Annotated in this window: 16 protein-coding genes and 1 riboswitch; of the genes, 3 read left to right on the forward strand and 13 right to left on the reverse strand. The window is 69.1% G+C overall.

Annotated features, from left to right (window positions below):
• The first annotated feature begins 50 nt into the window (after positions 1-50).
• Positions 51-1,139, forward strand: coding sequence for a DNA integrity scanning diadenylate cyclase DisA (gene disA, locus ABD810_RS00740; protein ID WP_344932900.1), 1,089 nt, complete (start codon positions 51-53; stop codon positions 1,137-1,139).
• Positions 1,140-1,263: 124 nt separating this feature from the next.
• Here the strand turns inward: disA and ABD810_RS00745 are convergent, their stop codons facing one another.
• The gene (locus tag ABD810_RS00745) at positions 1,264-1,977 is read right to left on the reverse strand and encodes a hypothetical protein (RefSeq protein WP_344932903.1); all 714 of its coding nucleotides are present in this window, start codon (positions 1,975-1,977) and stop codon (positions 1,264-1,266) included.
• Positions 1,978-2,491: 514 nt separating this feature from the next.
• On the opposite strand from ABD810_RS00745, the gene ABD810_RS00750 reads away from it, so the two are divergent.
• Complete coding sequence (locus ABD810_RS00750) at positions 2,492-3,358, forward strand: HhH-GPD family protein (RefSeq protein ID WP_344932905.1); 867 nt, start codon at positions 2,492-2,494, stop codon at positions 3,356-3,358.
• Between the two features lie 164 nt (positions 3,359-3,522).
• On the opposite strand, the gene ABD810_RS00755 is transcribed toward ABD810_RS00750, so the two are convergent.
• From ABD810_RS00755 to ABD810_RS00785, 7 genes are all read right to left on the reverse strand, one after another.
• Complete coding sequence (locus ABD810_RS00755; RefSeq protein WP_344932909.1) at positions 3,523-4,470, reverse strand: sugar phosphate isomerase/epimerase family protein; 948 nt, start codon at positions 4,468-4,470, stop codon at positions 3,523-3,525.
• 467 nt (positions 4,471-4,937) lie between these two features.
• Positions 4,938-7,490 carry an ATP-dependent Clp protease ATP-binding subunit gene (locus ABD810_RS00760; RefSeq protein ID WP_344932912.1) on the reverse strand — a complete coding sequence of 851 codons (2,553 nt, stop codon included), beginning with the start codon at positions 7,488-7,490 and terminating at the stop codon, positions 4,938-4,940.
• Between the two features lie 312 nt (positions 7,491-7,802).
• Positions 7,803-8,135, reverse strand: a complete 333-nt coding sequence (locus tag ABD810_RS00765; protein WP_344932914.1) for a histone-like nucleoid-structuring protein Lsr2 — start codon at positions 8,133-8,135, stop codon at positions 7,803-7,805.
• Positions 8,136-8,255: 120 nt separating this feature from the next.
• Complete coding sequence (locus tag ABD810_RS00770) at positions 8,256-8,405, reverse strand: hypothetical protein (protein WP_344932916.1); 150 nt, start codon at positions 8,403-8,405, stop codon at positions 8,256-8,258.
• Between the two features lie 290 nt (positions 8,406-8,695).
• Entirely contained in the window at positions 8,696-9,343 is a 648-nt protein-coding gene (locus ABD810_RS00775; RefSeq protein ID WP_344935335.1) for an RDD family protein, read from the reverse strand.
• A 306-nt stretch (positions 9,344-9,649) separates the two neighbouring features.
• A complete protein-coding gene (locus ABD810_RS00780; protein WP_344932918.1) occupies positions 9,650-10,870 on the reverse strand; it encodes an RDD family protein in 1,221 nt (406 codons plus the stop codon).
• A 230-nt stretch (positions 10,871-11,100) separates the two neighbouring features.
• Positions 11,101-11,646, reverse strand: a complete 546-nt coding sequence (locus ABD810_RS00785; protein ID WP_425566827.1) for an amino-acid N-acetyltransferase — start codon at positions 11,644-11,646, stop codon at positions 11,101-11,103.
• 367 nt (positions 11,647-12,013) lie between these two features.
• Positions 12,014-12,212, forward strand: a riboswitch (cyclic di-AMP (ydaO/yuaA leader).
• Positions 12,213-12,217: 5 nt separating this feature from the next.
• Here ABD810_RS00785 and ABD810_RS00790 point away from each other — a divergent pair.
• Positions 12,218-13,297, forward strand: a complete 1,080-nt coding sequence (locus ABD810_RS00790) for a C40 family peptidase (RefSeq protein WP_344932923.1) — start codon at positions 12,218-12,220, stop codon at positions 13,295-13,297.
• A gap of 102 nt (positions 13,298-13,399) precedes the next feature.
• On the opposite strand, the gene ABD810_RS00795 is transcribed toward ABD810_RS00790, so the two are convergent.
• From ABD810_RS00795 to ABD810_RS00815, 5 genes are all read right to left on the reverse strand, one after another.
• Positions 13,400-13,648, reverse strand: coding sequence for a helix-turn-helix domain-containing protein (locus tag ABD810_RS00795; RefSeq protein ID WP_181871322.1), 249 nt, complete (start codon positions 13,646-13,648; stop codon positions 13,400-13,402).
• Positions 13,649-14,190: 542 nt separating this feature from the next.
• A complete protein-coding gene (locus tag ABD810_RS00800; protein ID WP_344932927.1) occupies positions 14,191-14,973 on the reverse strand; it encodes a type III pantothenate kinase in 783 nt (260 codons plus the stop codon).
• On the reverse strand, positions 14,973-17,522 hold the full coding sequence (locus ABD810_RS00805; RefSeq protein ID WP_344932929.1) for an L-aspartate oxidase: 2,550 nt from the start codon (positions 17,520-17,522) through the stop codon (positions 14,973-14,975). Before ABD810_RS00805 ends, ABD810_RS00800 begins: the two co-directional genes overlap by 1 nt.
• Before the next feature lie 98 nt (positions 17,523-17,620).
• Entirely contained in the window at positions 17,621-18,439 is an 819-nt protein-coding gene (gene panC, locus ABD810_RS00810; protein ID WP_344935337.1) for a pantoate--beta-alanine ligase, read from the reverse strand.
• 50 nt (positions 18,440-18,489) lie between these two features.
• Positions 18,490-19,380: a Rossmann-like and DUF2520 domain-containing protein gene (locus ABD810_RS00815; protein WP_344932931.1), complete on the reverse strand. Its 891-nt coding sequence runs from the start codon at positions 19,378-19,380 to the stop codon at positions 18,490-18,492.
• Positions 19,381-19,486: the final 106 nt, after the last annotated feature.

Raw genomic sequence — 19,486 nt, forward strand, 5'->3', positions numbered from 1 at the left:
TCACCGCATCGCCGGTAAACTGGGCGTCGTCAGCGACCACCGGGGGCCATGTGGCACACAACATCAAGGGAATCGACGAGCGTCGAAGATCGACCCTTGCCACGCTCGCTCCAGGCACCGAGCTGCGTGACGGCCTGGAGCGCATTCTCCGTGGGCACACCGGAGCCCTCATCGTGCTGGGCTACGACGAGACCGTGGAGGGCGTCTGCACCGGCGGGTTCGCGCTCGACGTGGAGTTCTCCGCGACGCGCCTGCGCGAGCTGGCCAAGATGGACGGCGCCATCGTGCTCGACCGCGCCGGGGTCAAGATCGTCCGGGCGGCGGTCCACCTGGTGCCCGACTCCGCCATTCCCACCAACGAGTCCGGCACCCGCCACCGCACCGCCCAGCGGGTGGCCCGGCAGACCGGCTTCCCGGTCATCTCGATCAGCAAGTCCATGCGCATCATCGCGCTCTACCTCGACGGCATCCGGTATGTCATGGAGGAGTCGGCCGCGATCCTGTCGAAGGCGAACCAGGCGCTGGCCACCCTCGAGCGCTACAAGATGCGCCTCGACGAGGTCGCGGGCACGCTCTCGGCCCTGGAGATCGAGGACCTGGTCACCGCCCGCGACGTCGCCGTGGTGGTGCAGCGGCTCGAGATGGTGCGCCGCATCGCCGGCGAGATCGAGGGCTACGTGGTCGAGCTCGGCACCGACGGCCGCCTCCTGTCCCTTCAGCTGGCGGAGCTGGTCGCGGGGGTCCAGGAGGACCGCGACCTCATCATGCGCGACTACCTTCCGGCCGGAGCGGGGCGGCGCCCGCGCAGGGTGGCCGAGTCGCTGGCCGAGCTCGACCGGCTCTCCCCCGGCGATCTGCTCGATCTCACGGCCGTGGCACGCGTTCTCGGCCACGCCGGTTCCGAGGCCCTGGAAGGCCCCGTGAGCCCTCGAGGGTTCCGGCTGCTGGCCAAGGTGCCCAGGCTGCCGGGCAGCGTCGTGGACCGGCTTGTCGACCATTTCGGCGGCCTTCAGAAGCTCCTGGCGGCCAGCATCGACGACCTGCAGTCGGTGGGCGGCGTGGGTGAGTCCCGAGCCCGCAGCGTCCGCGAGGGCCTCTCCCGCCTGGCCGAAGCGTCCATCCTCGAACGCTACGTCTGACCCCGCCTCCACCCCCAAGGCGAAGGACAGCCTGAACACCACAGCGGTCAGCGGGGGTCGAGACCACCTTGGGCCGACCCCGCCTCCACCCCCAAGGCGAAGGACACCCTGAACACCACAGCGGTCAGCGGAGGTGGAAGACCACCTTGGGGCTCTTGAGCGAGCCGAGTCTGGCCGTGGCGACGTAGGTGCCGTCGTGGGCCTTCGGGCGCGAGGAGCGGCAGTCGGGGGCCGAGCGGCGCCGGTCCCAGTTGACCATCCTCACGTGGGGCACTCCTCGCGCCAGACGCCGGACGTCGTCGCCGTCACCGCTGACGCAGTCGGCGGTCGACCAGACGCGGTCGTTTCCCGAGGTGATGCGTATCTCCACCGCCCGTGGCCCGACGTCCACCGCGCACTCGACCCGGCCGATGTTGACGACGGTCAGCAAGAACCTCGGCGTCCCCTTGCCTGAGTAGACGTTGGACTCGCCGCGAAGGCTGAGGACGACGTCCGCCCTGTCGCAGGGATCACCGGGACGTCGCGTCCGGCTCGGAGCGGGGGACGGGGTCAGGGTCACCGCCGGCTTCGCCGCCTTGGCCGTCGTGGTGGGCGACGGAGTCGCGGTGGGGCTCGGGGAGGGCGGGGGTGCCGCGTTCGTCCGCGCGCCGGGGTCCTTGGAGCCCGCCACGGCAGGCCGCCCCTCGGAGCTCGGCTCCGATCCGCCGGACGCGCTCGTGCAGGCCCATGCCACGACGGCGACAACGACAAGGGCACCGGTGAGCACCGACACCCTGCGGCGCCAATAGACGTCCGGCCCCTCGACGCCGACGTCGCCACGGAACGTGTCCGGATCCATACTCACAGTATGGTGAGTTGTGGCGCGCCAGGGGTGTCGACCCGCCGAGAGCGGAGAACCCGCTGGTCCACGCCCCCTGACAGATCAGGACAGAAACCCCGACATTGAAGCCTAACCACAGCCTCACACAACTTCAGCTACTACAGCCGGCTCGGCTAACGGCAGGATCGTGCTGGGAGGAAGGGAGGCGGCAAGGTAAGGGTCACGATAACCAAAGTCCGGCGCCCGGCCCACGATCTCCTGTCTACGGTGACGCGCATGGCGGCAAGCACCACGCGGACCTCGAAACCGGTCCTCACCTGGACCTGCGCCGGTGTCCGTCCTTCTCCGGCGGGCATCTGTTCTCCATCGGTGGGCGGCGTCGGTTCCCTGCCTGCGGAGGTCCGTTCCTCGCCGGCCGGCGGGTGGCCCAGGGCGAGCTCACCGGTGGCCGTGGTCCTGGCGGCCGACGAGATGCGGGGCGGGTGAGGCAAGTGGGCGTGGCATCAGGCGGGCAGGATCTAGGCTCGACGTCGTGGGAACCGGACTGCATGCACCCATCCTCGACTGGTACGCCGAGAACGCCAGAGATCTTCCCTGGCGGCGGACCGACGCGAGCCCCTGGGCGATCCTCGTCAGCGAGATCATGCTCCAGCAGACCCCCGTGGTCCGCGTCCTGCCGATCTGGGCCGAGTGGATGGAGCGCTGGCCGACCCCCGCCGCGCTCGCGGCCGAGCCGCCCGGTGAGGCCGTACGCCACTGGGGCCGCCTGGGGTACCCCCGCCGGGCCCTCAACCTGCACGCGTGCGCCCGGGCCATCACCACGGAGTACGAAGGGCAGGTGCCGTCCACCTACGACGAGCTTCGGAAGCTGCCGGGCATCGGGGACTACACGGCCGCCGCGGTGGCGAGCTTCGCGTTCGGCCACAGCCACGCGGTGCTGGACACCAACGTCCGGCGGGTGCTGGCGCGGGCCGTTCGTGGCGAGGAGTACCCGCCGAAGGCCACCACCACTCCGGAGCGCAAGCTGGCCGAGTCGCTGCTCCCGGCTCTGGACGCCCCGCGCTGGGGAGTCGCCGTCATGGAGCTCGGCGCCCTGGTCTGTACGGCCCGCGCGCCCCGTTGCGCCGACTGCCCCGTGGCCGCCGCCTGCGCGTGGCGCCTCGCCGGTCGGCCCGCCTACGAGGGTCCCGAGCGGCGAGGCCAGACGTACGCGGGCACTGACCGGCAGTGCCGGGGCCGGTTGCTCGCGGTTCTCCGGGACGCCCACGGCGCGGTGCCCAAGGCCGCGCTCGACGCCGTCTGGGCCGACGCGGTTCAGCGGGAGCGCGCACTTGACGGCCTGGTCACGGACGGCCTCGCCGAAGTCCTGGCCGAGGGCACCTACCGACTGCCCAGCTGACCTATTAAGGCCGCGCCGCCCTGCCGCGCAGGGTCCCGCCAGGCAGACGGTGGCTGCCGAGGTTGCGGCGGATCCAGCCGAGGTTGCGGCGATAGGTCAGGCGCCCGGTCCGAGGCCGCGAGCCGTGAGGTCGCGGCGGATCCAGTCGAGGTTGTGCCGATGGGTCAGGCGGCCAGTTTGAGGCCGAGGCCGGTGAGGTTGCGGCGGGTCCAGTCGAGTTCGTCGGCGAGGGTGGCCACCAGTGCCGCGGGGCCCTTGCCCTTGGCCGGGGAGGCCAGGCCGTGCGCCTCCACCTCGATGTGAGCGCCGCCGATCGCCGGGCCGCCCGAGAGGATCGCGGCCAGGGTGTTCTCCAGGATCGACTGCGTGCCAGGGACCTCGCCGGTGTGGTTGTGCACATGGCCCAGCTTCACCACCGAGGCCCCGGCGGCGACCACCCCGCGCAGGGCGGCACCGGGCTCCTCCACCCCGCAGGTCAGGTGGCAGGCGTCCAGGCAGACCCCGAGGTACTCCGAGTCGATGCCGCACACCCGCTCCACCGCCTGCTCGGTGGTCTCCAGCACGCAGCCCGGCCACGGCTGGAAGCCCACTCTGATGGTCTTGCCTGTGACGCTGTGCAGGCCACGGAGCTCGCGCGAGAGCCGGTCGAGCCTGCGGGAGGCGATCGCGTGCAGGTCGGCCGGCCAGTCACGCCGCCAGCCGATGGGGATGGTGGAAATGCTGCCGAACCGCACATCCTCGGGAAGCAGGAAGGCGAGGATCTTAGCCAGGGCCATCGTGTAGCGGTAGCGCTCGGGCTTGGCCCAGTCGGGACCCGGGGTGTCCTGGCCCATCCCCCGCCCGCCCGCGCCGTTCAGGCTGACGACCTCCAGGCCACGCTCCTCCAGCGAGCGGCGAAGCCGTACAAGCTCGATGCGGTCGGCGATGAGGTGATCGGCGACGGCAGGGGCGAGCCACAACCCGATGCCGAGCCGGTCGACGCCGAGCCGCCTTCGCACGGGTACGGCGTAACGGGTCAGGTGGGCGATGAGATTCTCCAGGTCCTCCGCGGGGTGCACGCCCGCGTTGTAGGACAGGTGAACGAGCGTGCCGTCCTCATGACACAGGCGCATTGGGTGGTTCCTCCCTGGGCGTACAACGCTTCGAACCTCGTCCGCTTCACGTGGCCTGGCGCTCCACATGCGACAGAGAGGTCCCCCCTGCCGGAATCCGGCTTGGCCCGCCCGAGTCTGCCTGGAGCGCACCGTCGCACGCGTCCTCCCGGCAGCGGATCCCCCGCTACGCCGGTGGGGGGACCTCGGTGGTGATCACCGTACTCAGCCGTACCTGTGTGCCTCTTGACGGAGGCTTTTCCCGATTCGCTCTACGGAGTGTAGTACTACCTTCGGTGGTGTCGTAGCGAATCACACCAAAGTGATCTCACGAAATACGAAAGACCCCTCGTGAGGTGCTCCTCACAAGGGGTCCTTCGTATGTCACCTGCCGGGCGGCCACCGGCCGCCCGCGGGCTTTACCGCTGCGAGCGGACCTTGCGGCCGCGTGCGGACCTTACGGCCGGGTGCGGATCCGCGTGCGGACCTTACGGCCGGGTGCGGTCGGCGGGTCCGGCCGACGCGGCGGCACGGGTGCCCGCCGGCGCGTCCGCGATGGCCGCCGCCGAGTCGGGAATCTCGGGCTGAGCCCTCTGCTCACCCGTGAAGGTGAACTTGGCCTCGTCGCCCTCGCCCTCGATCGCGATCTTGACAACCTGGCCGGGGCGCAGGTCGCCGTACAGGATCTTCTCGGACAGAGAGTCCTCCAGCTCGCGCTGGATCGTGCGACGGAGCGGACGAGCACCGAGGACCGGGTCGTAACCCCGCTCGGCCAGCACCTGCTTGGCCTCCGGCGTGAGCTCCATGCTCATGTCGCGGTCCTTCAGGCGGGCGTCCACCTGGGCCAGCATCAGGTCGACGATCTTGATGATCTCGGCCGGAGTGAGCTGGTGGAACACCACGGTGTCGTCGACACGGTTGAGGAACTCGGGCCGGAAGTGCTGCTTGAGCTCCTCCTGGACCTTCGACTTCATCCGGTCGTAGTTGCCCTCGACGTCGTTCGACTTCGCGAACCCGACCCCGATGCCCTTGGAGATGTCACGGGTGCCGAGGTTGGTCGTCATGATGATGACGGTGTTCTTGAAGTCGACGACGCGGCCCTGGGCGTCGGTCAGGCGACCGTCTTCCAGGATCTGGAGCAGCGAGTTGAAGATGTCCGGGTGGGCCTTCTCGATCTCGTCGAACAGAACCACGGAGAACGGCTTCCGCCGCACCTTCTCGGTCAGCTGGCCGCCCTCTTCGTACCCGACGTAGCCGGGAGGGGACCCGAACAGCCGCGAAACGGTGTGCTTCTCCATGAACTCGGACATGTCCAGCATGATCAGCGCGTCCTCGTCCCCGAACAGGAACTCGGCCAGCGCCTTGGACAGCTCGGTCTTACCGACACCGGACGGGCCGGCGAAGATGAACGAACCACCCGGACGCCGCGGGTCCTTCAGGCCGGCGCGCGTGCGGCGGATCGCCCGGGACAGACCCTTGATGGCGTCGTCCTGGCCGATGATCCGCTTGTGCAGCTCGTCCTCCATGCGGAGCAGCCGCTGCGACTCCTCCTCGGTCAGCTTGAAGACCGGGATGCCGGTGGCCGTCGCGAGCACCTCGGCGATGAGCTCCTCGGTGACCTCGGCGACGACGTCCATGTCGCCGGCCTTCCACTCCTTCTCGCGCCGGTCGCGCTTGAGCTGGAGCTGCTTCTCCTGGTCACGGAGGGCCGCGGCCTTCTCGAAGTCCTGCGCGTCGATCGCGGACTCCTTGTCGCGACGCACCTGCGCGATCTTCTCGTCGAACTCGCGGAGGTCCGGCGGGGCGGTCATGCGGCGGATGCGCATGCGCGAGCCGGCCTCGTCGATGAGGTCGATCGCCTTGTCCGGCAGGAACCGGTCGCTGATGTAGCGGTCGGCCAGCTGGGCGGCGGCCACGAGGGCGGCGTCCGTGATCGTCACGCGGTGGTGGGCCTCGTAACGGTCGCGCAGGCCCTTGAGGATCTCGATCGTGTGGCTGAGCGAAGGCTCGGCCACCTGGATCGGCTGGAACCGGCGCTCGAGCGCGGCGTCCTTCTCCAGGTGCTTGCGGTATTCGTCGAGCGTGGTGGCGCCGATGGTCTGCAGCTCGCCTCGCGCCAGCATGGGCTTGAGGATGCTGGCGGCGTCGATCGCGCCCTCGGCCGCACCCGCACCGACCAGCGTGTGAAGCTCGTCGATGAACAGGATGATGTCGCCGCGGGTGCGGATCTCCTTGAGGACCTTCTTCAGGCGCTCCTCGAAGTCACCGCGGTAACGGGAACCGGCGACCAGCGCGCCGAGGTCGAGGGTGTAGAGCTGCTTGTCCTTGAGCGTCTCGGGCACCTCGCCCTTGACGATCTTCTGGGACAGGCCCTCCACCACGGCGGTCTTGCCGACGCCGGGCTCGCCGACCAGAACGGGGTTGTTCTTGGTCCTGCGGGACAGGACCTGCATGACCCGCTCGATCTCCTTGTCGCGCCCGATCACCGGGTCGAGCTTGCCCTCACGGGCGGCCTGGGTCAGGTTGCGGCCAAACTGGTCGAGCACAAGCGAGGTCGACGGGGCCGACTCCTGCGGGCCTCCCGCGGCCGCGGGCTCCTTGCCCTGGTAGCCATGGAGCAACTGGATGACCTGCTGCCGCACGCGGTTCAGGTCGGCGCCGAGCTTCACCAGGACCTGGGCGGCCACGCCCTCGCCCTCACGGATGAGGCCGAGAAGGATGTGCTCGGTTCCGATGTAGTTGTGACCCAGTTGCAAGGCCTCGCGGAGCGACAGCTCAAGGACCTTCTTGGCGCGCGGGGTGAAAGGAATGTGCCCCGACGGCGCCGACTGCCCCTGGCCGATGATCTCCTCGACCTGCTGGCGCACACCCTCAAGACTGATGCCGAGGCTCTCAAGAGCCTTGGCGGCAACGCCTTCACCCTCATGGATCAAGCCAAGAAGAATGTGCTCAGTGCCGATGTAGTTGTGGTTGAGCATCCGGGCCTCTTCTTGGGCCAGGACGACAACCCGCCGTGCGCGGTCAGTGAACCTTTCGAACATCTCGTCGCTCCCTCACAGAGCGGTCAGGCAGCTCGGGATATCCGGGCCCGCCGCATCCGCATGCTAGCCCCGACCGGTGACCGCTCAATACAGGAGACGTTCCCCGAGAGCAGGGCGTTCACGCTCCATCCAACTACTGTTGGGGGGTCACATGTTCCCGCTACGCCGCAAGCGAACGACGTTTAACTTCCCCGATTTACGTGAACCCCTCGGCCGCGCGCCGGACGATCACGCTCGGATAACACGATCATGCGGCTATGACGGCGATTGATGACCCTGCGCCGCCATAGCCGAATGATCACAAACAGCTCGTCAGTGTGCCGCTTCGTACTGCTCGACCACGGAGGAGGCAATACGACCGCGCTCACTCACGGAGATCCCGTGAGCCTTGGCCCACGCCCGGATCTCAGAGCTCTTTTCACGGGACGGACGCTGGCCACCGCCACGCTTACGGCCACGGGCGGAGGTGCCCTCGGCCCTACGGGCGCTGGAGACGAAAGAGGACAGCGCCTCGCGCAGCTTCTTGGCGTTGTCGCCGCTCAGGTCAATCTCGTAAGCGGAGCCATCAATCGCGAAGGTGACAGTCTCATTGGCCTCGCCACCATCGAGGTCGTCGATGAGTATCTTCTGGATCTGCGTGGCCATCTGGCAATCCTTTCGCAGAGCATTGTTCGATTCGCCAGCTAAACATATACCCGGTACCCCTGGCTGACAATTCAAGGAACCTGTGGATACTCGGGGAACTCGGGCAGCGGGCCTGCCGGGTCAGTCGGAAGAAGCCTCAGGCGACTTCTCAGAGGCTTCCGCCTCCTGCCGCCGGCCCGCCGCTTCGGAACGCATCAGCTTCACGACCCCGATGATGACCACCGCGGCGACTACCGCCGGAGGTATCAAGGCGGACAATACATCGTTCATTGATCCTCGCTCCACGCGGGGGGGGTGGCATTAGCCGACCCCCACGTTAATTGTCACACGAGCCTCGCTGAGTCTGTACCAGGGTTGGCTGATCCGGGAGTCAGGATCCGACTCTATCCCCACAGGAGGTCAGCGCGTGTTGCGGGGCGGCGCCCATACCCGGCCGAAGGACCGTTCCAGAGCATTCCCCGTCTCTCCAGCCGTCTTACCGGATGGCCCAGGAAAGGTGATGGCCCCGAAAACACGGGCGGGGCGGTCGCAGTGCGACCGCCCCGCCCATAAACCTGATCTCAGCGTGGCACCTTGACGACTACGGTGCCCGCGAGCTTGTCGTGCAGCCCCTGCTGTAGCGGCTTGTCCGTGAGGATTAGCACGCCCAGCACGAGCACGAAGATGGAGGACAGCCATCCCAGGATCGGAATGCCGTAGAGAACCATCACGCCCGGGAAGATAGCCGAACGCTTCATCACGTTCGCCGAATCGAGGGCGCCGCCGCCGACACCGGCAAGGCGGATCTTCATGACCTTCTTGCCGAGGGTCTGCCCGTCCTTCGAATGCAGCACATAGTCGTACGCGGCATACGCGCCGAACGCGATGATCCCCGCGATCAGGGCCGGCAGCACGCTTCCCGGCGTCAAGGTCGGGTTCGCCAGGATGTCCGCGAGGGAGGGCGCGAAGATCGAAGTGAGGATGGAACTGAGGATCACGTAGACAACGGAGAAGATGATGTTGTCGATGATCCGCGCCACGAGGCGCTCCCACCATTCGGCGAGCGGCGCGGGGGCCCCAGGGGGAAGCGGGGCGCCCTGCGGGCCTCCATACGGGGCGGGACCGGCGCCGTAGGGGTTGTCGTACCCGCCACCCTGCGGGCCTCCGTAAGGCTGACCGGGAGGCGGCGGAGGCTGGTAGGGGTTGCCGGGGGGTGGTTCTGCCGTCATTTGATTGCCTTTCGCGACAGGCGAAGGAAGCTGCGTTTGATGCAAGGTCCTATCGCATGTACGGGGATGTCCGTTACCGGTTCACCAACCTCGTCGAGGTGGGTCTCGCGAGCCTGGCCGTACGGTCCTCCGGCGGAGCCGCCCCGCGGTTCACGAGGGGTTCCGTCCGAAGTATCACGAACGAGTTGGCCTGAGCGTCTCATGGATCCGACGGAGGATCTCCGGAACTGAGCGCCCGGATGCTCACAGACCGGACACAGAATGCGAAAAGGGCCGGAGGACGAATCCTCCGGCCCTTGCAAAGCGTTACTTGATCTTAACGACCACCGTGTTCGCGACCTTGTCGTGCAGGCACTGCTGGAGCGGCTTGTCCCAGAACAGCCACAGGACGTTCACGAGGGTGAAGATGCTGCTGAGCCAGCCGACGAAGGGGATCCACCGCAGAAGCTGCGGCCCGTAGAGCACTCCCGCGCGCTTGCCCGCCACGTCGGTGCTCAGGCCGGCGGCGTTCAGGGTGCCGCCCACGGGGACGACCTTGATCCCCATGACGATCTTGCCTACCGTCTGCCCGCGCTGCTTGAGCATCAGGAACTCGTAGACCACATAGATGAGGCCGAGAACCAGGCCGCTGACCAGGCCGGAGGCGAAGATCCAGCTCGGCTCCGTGATCGCCCCGGTGTTCGGGTCGAAGCTGGTGACGTAGAAGGCGGCCAGCGCGATGCTCAGGATGATCGTCGGGACCGCGAGGATCAGGCCGTCGATGAGGCGGGCGACGAGGCGCTGCCACCACTCGGCCAGCGGCGCCGGCGCTCCGGGAGGCTGCACGCCCGTGGCGCCGTACGGCTGCTGGTAGCCGCCCTGGGCGTACCCCGGCTGACCGTAGGCCGGCTGGGCGTACCCGGGCTGCTGGCCGTACTGCTGCTGGCCCTGCATGCCCGGCTGGCCGTACTGCTGCTGGCCCTGGACTCCCGGCTGGCCGTACTGCTGGCCGTAGCCCTGGTCACCGTAGCCCTGCTGCTGGCCGTACTGCTGCTGCTGACCGTACTGGCCCTGCTGGCCGTACGCCTGCTGCTCGTAGCCGGGCTGCTGGCCGTACTGCTGCTGACCCTGCTGGCCGTACTGCTGCTGGCCGTACGCCTGCTGCTGGTCGTAGCCGGGCTGCTGGCCATAGCCCTGCTGCCCGTACGCCTGCTGGTCCTGGCCGGGCTGCTGGCCGTACTGCTGCTGGCCCTGCAGACCGTAGCCCTGCTGCTGGCCGTACGGCTGCTGCTGGCCGTAGCCCTGCTGCTGGCCGTACGGCTGCTGCTGGCCGTAGCCCTGCTGCCCGTACGACTGGTGTGGGCCGGTCTGGGACTCGGGCTGGCCGTATCCCTGCTGGCCGTACTGCTGGCCCGGTGTCTGGGACTGCTGGGGATAGCTCTGCCCGTACGACCCGGTCGCGCCCTGCTGGCCGTACGCGCCTTGCTGCCCGTAGGACTGGGGGTAGCTGTTCTCCGATGTCTGCTGGGGACGGTGAACGACCGTCACCTCCGGATCGGCGCCTGGCCGATCGGTGTTCTGCTGCCCATATTGCGGAGACCCGGATGACGATTGATCATCGTCCGATTCGTCCCGTGGGTACGGCGGCTGTCCGGTGCTCACCGTGTCACCTCACTTCGGCTTCGCATGCGGCATATGTCAGACACACATGCTGTGGTGTTGCCCAACGTAGCGACAGTGGCATCAACAGTCACCTTTCCATCGCGTCATCCCGCAGGTCAAGATCGCGGGGTCAAATGGAGAAGCATGCGCGTGTTGCGGAGGGTGTTCGGCTTGACGTGCTCCAGATCGAGGAACTCGGCGACGCCCTCATCGTAGGAGTCCAGCAACTCGGCGTACACCTCAGGTGAGACAGGAGTCCCCAGGATGGGCGCGAAACCGTGCTTGGCGAAGAAGTCCACCTCGAAGGTCAGGCAGAAGACCCGGCGCAATCCCAGCTCGCGGGCGGTGTCGATGAGGGCGGCGACGATCATGTGGCCGATGCCGAGGCCACGGCAACTCGCGTCGACGGCGACGGTCCGGATCTCCGCGAGGTCCTCCCACAGGACGTGCAGCGCCCCGCAGCCGACGATCGTCCCATCCCTCTCGGCCACCCAGAACTCCTGGACGTCTTCGTAGAGGGTGACGATCGATTTGCGCAGGAGGCGTGGTCCCGCTCCGGAATAGGTGTCGACCAGACGGCCGATGGCCCGGACGTCGGGGGTGCGGGCTCGCCTGACGGCGAGCGTGCTGCCGGCGGGTACGGGGTCCACGACCTGCTCCATGACCCGCCAGCGTATCCGCCGAAGGCGATCGCCTCGCCCCGGCGGTGAAGGTTCGTGCCCGGTAACGGTCCGTCCGAAATACCTTCCGGCCTTTGCCGTCGTCGCGGTGGGTAGTCGACAGACCGCGATGCGTCAAAATCCCAGCGTTGGCGACATTTCCCATCACACCGACTCGTGGACCTGCGGCTTCCCTCACACGGGAGGGTCAAAAGCACGTCAACGCAGGGTAATGCGGGTTCGCCGCCCCATCCGGCGTGATCTCCCCGTGACGTGCCGGTTGTGAAACCTCTACAGAATCGGCAGTTCTGGTTGAGCAGGAACCTCGACTGCACTAGTGTCCAGCGTCAATGTCGGTCATCGCGAGGCGGTGGCCGAACCGCCTAATCCTGGTCACGTCCCAAAGTGGCAGGGAATCGGGGACCCAATGGTGCGAGACGAGGCCCTGCCCTCGACGAACCACCACCCCTGGGGTGAATCCGACGCGATCCTCCACGGTGATGTGCTCGGTAGGGCTGCTCCGGCCCGAACCCGTCAGCTAACCCGGTAGGCGGACAAGGAGAGGAGCTCGTCGTTGGAGCCTAGGCGCACGCCTGGACAGAGTGCGGGCAGGCATGCCCGTTCCCGAGAACGAAGCCCGCGTTACTGGCTCGGCAGAGTCACGGCGGCGTCCTGGCGCGCTCCACGCCGGATCGCGCTCATCGCCCTCACCCTCACGGCCGTGACGTTCGGGTCCCCCCTGGTGGCGGCGACCGCCGAACCCAAGCCCAGCCTCAACGAGCTGAAGGCCAAGGTCGAGCGGCTGTACGAGCAGATCGAGTCGCTCACCGAGCAGTACAACGGCCAGAAGGAACGTCTCAAGCAGGCGCGGCGGTCGGCCGAGCTGGCCAAGAAGACGCTCGCCAGGAGCGAGACCGACCTCGAGGAGAAGCGCCGCAAGGCCGGGCTGTACGCCCAGGACGCCTACATGACGGGCGGCGTCGGTTCCTCCCTCGCACTGGCCATGTCGGGCGACCCCGAGGGGTACCTCGACCGCGCGGCCACGACCTACGCCCTCCAGATGCAGCAGGGCGAGGAGGTCGCCCAGATCACCAAGGCCATGGACATCGCCGAGCGTGCCAAGGCGAGCGCCAAGGCCCGCGAGGTGGAGGTCAAGAAGCTCGTCAGCGACCTGTCGTCGCAGCAGGACAAGATCCGCAAGTTGGTCGCCCAGACCGAGACCAACCTTTTCAAGCGGGCTCTTTCACAGGCGGGCCAGACATTCGGCAGGGCCACCCGTATCGACATCCCGATCCCGGGCAAGGGCAAGGCCGCAGAGGCCACCAAGTGGGCGCTGACACAACAGCTCAAGCCGTACGTCTGGGGCGCGGCGGGACCGGGGAGCTACGACTGCTCCGGGCTGGTCCTGTGGGCTTACCAAAAGGTCGGCATCAGCCTCCCGCACTACACCGGTGACCAGTGGACCGCCGGCACCCACGTGTCCCGGCAGGATCTGCGCCCCGGCGACCTGGTCTTCTTCTACAGCGACCTGCACCACGTGGGCATCTACATCGGCGGCGGCATGATGGTGCACGCCCCTCGCACGGGCGACGTCGTACGGGTGGTCCCGCTCGGCAACCGGCCGTTCGTCGGTGGCGTGCGCATCGCCGACTGACGGACACGACCAGCCCTTTCCGGGACGCGTCGTACACCGCGCAGGCGATGAACCCGGCCTGCCCGGTGTATCGCGCCTGCCCGTGAGGGCCGGTGCGGTGGGCTAGATGAGCCTCCGGCGCGCCGCCCAGGCCACCGCCTCGATGGCGGTGGCGACTCCTATGCGGTCGCAGATGCCGCGAAGGCGGCGCCGTACCGTGCGGCCGCTCACATCAAGCCGGCGACCCACCCGGTCGACGGTGACGCCCTTGGCCAACTCGGCGAGCAATAAAAGATCATCATCACTCAATCCCACACCGTCTGATCCCGGAGGAATGTCATTCCCTCGGGAAACCAGATCCGGATACGCCATCGGGTGTCCTTCCCCACGACGAACTCGGCAACATACTGGAATGCATCGGCCCGCCCGTCAGGAACGGTAAACGCCACCTTGAAAGGTCGTCAAGCACTGACCGCGTTACGCGTTACGTTCGTGATTGACATACCTGCCCATATGTGAACTACTCATGACATGTCTGCGAACCTCTAGGACTGGGCCGACGCCGACCGACGCCGCCGGGGCGACCCGGCCCCAGCGGGGCGAGGCCCGACCGGACTCCTGGTGGATGGCGGATTCGCCGGCCCAGCCGCCTCGATCGCTACGGTCGCGGATATATGATCAGAGCCCTATGCGCCGAATTCGCGCCGGAAATGGCAGCCCCTTTCTGACATTTTCCGGCAGCACGCGCCCGGCGGTGTGACATCCCGGCGGCAGATGGATTCACGGCACCGATCATGGCCCGGTGTCGTAAACGACACGGGTCGTCCGCACGTTCCTGATAGCGATCTCCACGCGCCGCCCGATCGGCGGCGGGTTCATAGAGTCCGGCCACACGGGTGACCGGACGAAAGGGATCAGCTGGTGTTGCGGTTGTAGATCAGGCGGAGCCCGATGAGCGTGAGCCACGGCTCGTGCACGTCGATGGATCGGGCCTCGTCGACCACCAGCGAGGCCAGCGAGCCGGTGGCCACGACGGTCACGTCGTCCGGGTCGGCGGCGAGCTCGGGCGCCATCCGCTCGACGATGCCGTCCACCTGGCCGGCGAAGCCGTAGATGATGCCGGCCTGGAGCGCCTCGACGGTGTTCTTGGCGATCACCGACCGCGGCCGTACGAGCTCGACCTTGTGGAGCTGGGCGCCGGCGGCGGCCAGCGCGTCGACCGAGATCTCGATGCCCGGCGCCGTCACCGCGCCGACGTACTCGCCCTTGGCGGAGACCGCGTCGAACGACGTGGCCGTGCCGAAGTCGACGATCACACACGGACCGCCGTACAGGGTGATGGCGGCCAGCGCGTTGACGATGCGGTCGCTGCCGACCTCCTTGGGATTGTCCATGCGCACCGGCACTCCGGTGCGCACGCCCGGCTCCACGATGACGGCGGTGACGTCGCCGTAGTAGCGCCGGCACATCTCGCGCATTTCGTTGAGCACGGAGGGGACGGTCGAGCAGATGGCGATGCCGCTGATGTCGGCCCCCTTGAGCAGAGGGCTCTGGCCGAGCAGCCCCTGGAGGACGACCGCGATCTCGTCGGCGGTGCGCCGCGCGTCGGTGGCGAGACGCCAGTGCTCGATGACCTCCTCGCCTTCGAACAGGCCGAGCACCGTATGAGTGTTGCCGACGTCGATCGTTAGCAGCATCAAGCCCCCCGAAGGTCCAGAGCGATGTCGAGAGCGGGCGCCGAGTGGGTCAGCGCTCCCACAGCTAGGTAGTCAACACCGGTTTCGGCCACCTCACGCGCCGATCGCAGGGCGAGTCCGCCACTGGACTCAAGGCGCGCCCTGCCGTCGACCAGGCGCACGGCGCGGGCGAGCTGCTCCACGCTGAAGTTGTCCAGCAGGATCTCCTCCGCCCCCTCCGCGAGCACCGGCTCTATCTGGTCGATGCGGTCGACCTCCACCTCGATCGGCAGACCGGGGTAGGACCGTCGCACCGCGCGGAACGCCTCGGCGACCCCACCGGCCGCCACCACGTGATTGTCCTTGATCAAGGCCGCGTCGGAAAGCGACATCCGGTGATTGACGCCTCCGCCGCACCGCACCGCGTACTTCTCCAGGGCGCGAAGGCCCGGGAGGGTCTTGCGGCTGTCCCGGATGCGCGCCCCGGTGCCCGCCACCGCCTGGACCCAGTGGTCGGTCAGGGTGGCGATGCCGGACAGGTGCGTGAGCAGGTTCAGCGCCGTGCGCTCGGCCGTCAGCAGGTCGCGGGCCGGCCCGGTGACCGTCAGCAGCACGTCGCCGCGCGCCACCCGCTCGCCGTCCTTCGCGTGGCGCTCGGCGGTCAGGCGGCCCTGTGAGGAGTAGGAGAAGACCGCTTCGGCGACCGAGAGCCCGGCCACCACGCCGTCGGCCCGTGCCACCACGTCACCGGCGGCCGCCTGGTCGGCCGGGACCGTGGCGAGCGTCGTCACGTCGCCCTCCTCCGCGAGGTCCTCGCCGAGCGCGGCGCCGATCAGGGCCATGACCGCCGCCGGGTCGAGGCCCGCCGCCACCAGATCGACCTCGACCTGGTGCGGAAGCAAGGTGGTGCGATCCTCGTCGTGCTGCCGGTAGGTCATGGACAGTCCCTCCTCGGCCAGGGTCACATCGAGGTGCCCCAGCCACCAGGCATCATTTCGTTCTGGAAAGTCCTCGCGCCAGTGTGATCCGCGCGTCTCCTCCCGCGCCCGCGCCGCCGCGACGAGTGCGGTCGCCACGGTGAGCAGGTTCGTGGTCTCCCAGGCCTCCGTGCACGGCTCGACGGCCACCGGGGTCCAACGGGCGTCGAGCAGGCTCTGGCCGACCTCGGAAAGGCTCCGCCCGCTGCGCAGCACGCCCGCGCCGGCGCTCATCCGGGCCTGGACGCGCGGCCGTGCCCGGGGGTCCACCAGCCCGGCCACGCGGCCGTCGTCGACCGGCTCGCCCGGCGCGAGCCGTACGGAGGCGAGGTCGGCCGCGATGCGCTCGGCGAACACGAGCCCTTCGAGCAGGGAGTTGGACGCGAGGCGGTTCGCCCCGTGCACGCCCGTGCAGGCGACCTCACCGCAGGCGTACAGGCCGGCGACGCTCGTACGGCCCTGGAGGTCGGTGTGGACCCCGCCGCTGGCGTAGTGGGCGGCGGGGGCCACGGGGATCGGCTCGCGCACCGGGTCGATCCCGTGCTCCAGGCAGATCGCGTGGATCGTGGGGAACCGGGAGCGCCACCTCTTCTCGCCGAAGTGCCGGGCGTCGAGGTAGACGTGCGCGGCGCCGGTCTCCAGCATCCGCCGCATGATCGCCTTGGCCACCACGTCGCGGGGGGCGAGCTCCGCGAGATCGTGCACGCCGGTCATGAACCGTTCACCCGCGCCGTCCACCAGGAGCGCGCCCTCGCCACGCACGGCCTCGGAGATGAGCGGCTGCTGGCCGGTGGATCCTTCCCCGAGCCACAGGACGGTCGGGTGGAACTGGACGAACTCCAGATCCCGCACGACGGCACCGGCTCGCAGTGCCAGTGCCACCCCGTCACCCGTGGACACCACGGGATTGGTCGTGGCCTCGTACACCTGCCCCATGCCCCCGGTGGCGAGCACGACGGCGCCCGCCCGCACGGCGCCGACGCCGTCCCTCGCGCCCTCGCCCATCACGTGCAGCGTGATCCCGCAGGCGGCCCCGGAGGCGTCCTTGAGCAGGTCGAGCACCAGCGCGTGCTCGATGACCTCGATGCGGCCGCCGGTGGACGCGCTCGCCGCCACCGCCTCGACCAGGGCGCGCTGGACCTCGGCCCCCGTCGCGTCCCCGCCCGCGTGGACGATGCGGTCGCGGCAGTGCCCTCCCTCGCGGGTGAGCTGGAGCTCGCCGCCCGGCTCGCGGTCGAAGCGGGCGCCGTGGTCCATGAGAAGGCGCAACGCGGCCGGACCCTCGGTCACCAAGGCCCGCACGGCCCGGACGTCACACAGGCCGACTCCGGCGACGAGCGTGTCACTCAGATGCTCGGCCGGGGAGTCGGCCGGATCGAGCACCGCGGCGATCCCGCCCTGAGCCCAGCGTGTGGAGCCGGACGAGAGCACGTCCTTGGTCACGACCAGCACACGGGCGCCGGGAGCCAGCTCGGCGTATCGGAGCGCCACGGTGAGCCCGGCGATGCCGGATCCGACGACGACGACGTCGGCCTGGACGCTCCAACCGGGCTCCGGCGCGGCCAGCCGCCGTGGAATGGGCGGGTGGGTCATGGGTCGCTCCCCTCATTTCGTCACTATGACGATAGGGCATGACCGGACGGCGCCGAGCCCGGGGTAGGGGGATGCGCGGCCCGGCTGCTGAAGGCGTGCTACAGGGCGAGCGTCAGGACCACGTTGTCGATCAACCGGGTGGAGCCCACCTTGGCGGCGACCGCGAGGACGGCTTCGCCCTGGTGATGGTCGGTCACGGCGGTGAAGGTCGCGGGGTCCACCAGGCTCAGGTAGTCGAGGACCAGCGGCGGATCGGCCGCGGCGGCCTCGTCGAGTACGGCGTGCGCCGCGTGCAGGATGTCCTTGGGGCGGCTCTTCCGCGCGCCCTCGCGGAGCGCCTCCGACAGCGCCAGAGCGGTGACCCGGTCGGCGGCCGACAGATAGCGGTTCCGGCTGGAGAGCGCCAGCCCGTCCGGCTCGCGGACCGTGGGCGCGCCGGCGATCGTGATCGGGAGGTTGAGGTCGGCGACCATGCGGCGGATCAGCGCGAGCTGCTGGGCGTCCTTCTGGCCGAAGACGGCGACATCCGGCTGGACCAGGTTGAACAGCTTCAGCACGACGGTCAGCACGCCGTCGAAGTGGCCGGGCCGGAACGCGCCCTCGACGACCGTGCCCATCTGCCCCGAGGTGACGCCGACCTGGCGGTCGGGAAGGTACATCTCGTCGGCCGCGGGGGCGAAGACCATGCTCACGCCCTCGGCCGAGCACACCTCGAGGTCGGCGTCGAAGGTGCGGGGGTAGCGGGAGAAGTCCTCGCCCGGGCCGAACTGCAGCGGGTTGACGAAGATGCTGACCGCCACATGATCGGAGTGCTCCCTGCCGAGGCGGATCAGCGAGCGATGCCCTTCGTGCAGGGCGCCCATGGTCGGGACCAGGGCCAGGCTGCGCCCCGGCGACCCGGCGTACCCGCCGCCGATGCCGAGCGCCGCGCGTGCCGCGAGCAGCTCCGGCCGGTCTCCGGCGACGATCACGTCCACGAGTTCCCTCCAAGGGCGTCGAGCAGGCGTTCGGCCGCCTCGGGTTTGAGCAGCCCGGCGGCCAGCGCCCGGTCGGCGGTGAGCCGGGCGAGGGCGACGTAGGCGTCCGCCGCCTCTGGCGCGGCCAGGATGAGCGCGTCCACATGCTTGCGTACGGTGCCCGCGTCGCCGCGCACGACGGGCCCGGTCAGCCCGGCGAGGCCGAGCCGCAACGCGTTGTCGAGGGCCGCGCCGAGCAGCGGCCCCAGCATGCGCCCCGGATGCTCCACGCCGATCTTCTTGAGCAGCTCCTGCGACTCGGCGATCAGGGTGACCATGTGGTTGGCCGCGCCGGCGAGGGCGGCGTGGTACAGCGCGCGGTCCTCGTCGGCGATCCAGGCCGGCTCGCCGCCCATCTCGATGACCAGGGCTTCTGCCACCGGCCGGAGCGGCTCGGGCGCGGTGACGCCGAACGCGCAGCCCACGATGCGGCGCAGGTCGTCGTCCCTGCCCGTGAAGGTCATCACCGGATGGATCGCGAACGGCAGCGCGCCGACCGCCGTGGCGGGCTCCAGCACCCCCAGCCCGTACGCGCCGCTGGTGTGCACGAGCATCTTGCCCCGCAGGTCCACTCCGGCGGCGGCGAGCCCGGATACCAGGCCGGGGAGCACGTCGTCGGGCACGGTGAGCAGGACCAGGTCCGCCCGGCGGATCACGTCGTCGGGCTGGGAGATGCCCACGCCGAGGCGCTGCCCGGCCCGGTCGCGCGAGGCGTCGGAGACCCCCGCGGCGGCCACCACGCTGTGCCCTGCCTGCGCGAGTGCCGCGCCGAGGACCGAGCCCACTCGTCCGGCTCCGAGGACCCCGACGGCGAGACGCCCCGGACGGTCGCTTGTCTCCATCACGTTCCTGTTCACAACTCGACGAGCCGAGCCCAGTTGACCAGCGTAACGGTCAGGACTCGGCGGCCCGTCGTCCGACTCCGCCGACGGGCTTGGCGCCTTCGCG

The organism is Sphaerisporangium flaviroseum (genome assembly GCF_039537005.1).
GTDB classification, from domain to species: domain Bacteria; phylum Actinomycetota; class Actinomycetes; order Streptosporangiales; family Streptosporangiaceae; genus Sphaerisporangium; species Sphaerisporangium flaviroseum.